This window comes from Ferrimicrobium sp. (assembly GCF_027364955.1).
Classification (GTDB): Bacteria; Actinomycetota; Acidimicrobiia; order Acidimicrobiales; family Acidimicrobiaceae; genus Ferrimicrobium.
The window spans coordinates 1-728 of the sequence record NZ_DAHXOI010000079.1 but is presented as its reverse complement, the minus strand read 5'-3'; the positions used below and the strand labels follow the sequence as shown (position 1 = coordinate 728).

At 54.8% G+C, this 728-nt stretch carries 1 protein-coding gene; it reads left to right on the top strand.

Going from position 1 to position 728, the window contains the following annotated elements; translation table 11 throughout:
* The coding region (locus M7Q83_RS14110) for an IS630 family transposase (protein WP_298340280.1) at nt 1–728 on the top strand (728 nt) is incomplete at both ends.

The following is a 728-nucleotide window of genomic DNA, read 5'->3' as shown; positions in this document are numbered from 1 at the left end:
CCGCAGGCTCAGGTACGTCGTGCCAAGATCGCTTTGTACGCAGCTGAGGGGATGGGGACCACCGAGATTGCCAGAAAACTCTCGCTATCAGCTCAAACAGTAGATAAGTGGAGAAGACGGTTCTCGTTGTTTGGGGTAAAGACACTCTCGGATGCACCAAGATCTGGGACCCCAAGGACCCATGGAGATGACAAGATCGCCGAGATCATCAAGTTCACTACCACGACTGATCCCCCGGATTCATCAACCCATTGGTCGACCAACACCATGGCAGCCCTAGCTGGTGTATCCCCCTCTACAGTGGGGAGGATCTGGCGTACTTTCGGCCTGAAACCTCACATGGTCGAGACCTTCACTGTGTCAAACGATCCAGAGTTCACCGAGAAGGTCAGAGACGTTGCCGGGATCTATCTCAACCCACCCGAGGCGGCTATCGTCCTCTGTGTCGACGAGAAGACACAGATCCAGGCACTGAACCGTACTCAACCCATGCTCCCCATGGTGCCAGGGGTGCCTCTGCGGCGAACGACCGAGTACAAGCGCAATGGCATCTCCAATCTCTACGCTGCCCTTGACGTCGCTTCCGGCAAGGTTATCACCAAGATGACGAACGCCCACAGGGCGATAGAGTTCATTGAGTTCTTAGAGCTTATCGACCGACAAGTACCCAAGGAGCTGGGAGTTCACGTTGTCTTAGACAACTACTCAGCCCATAAGACCGAGTCGGT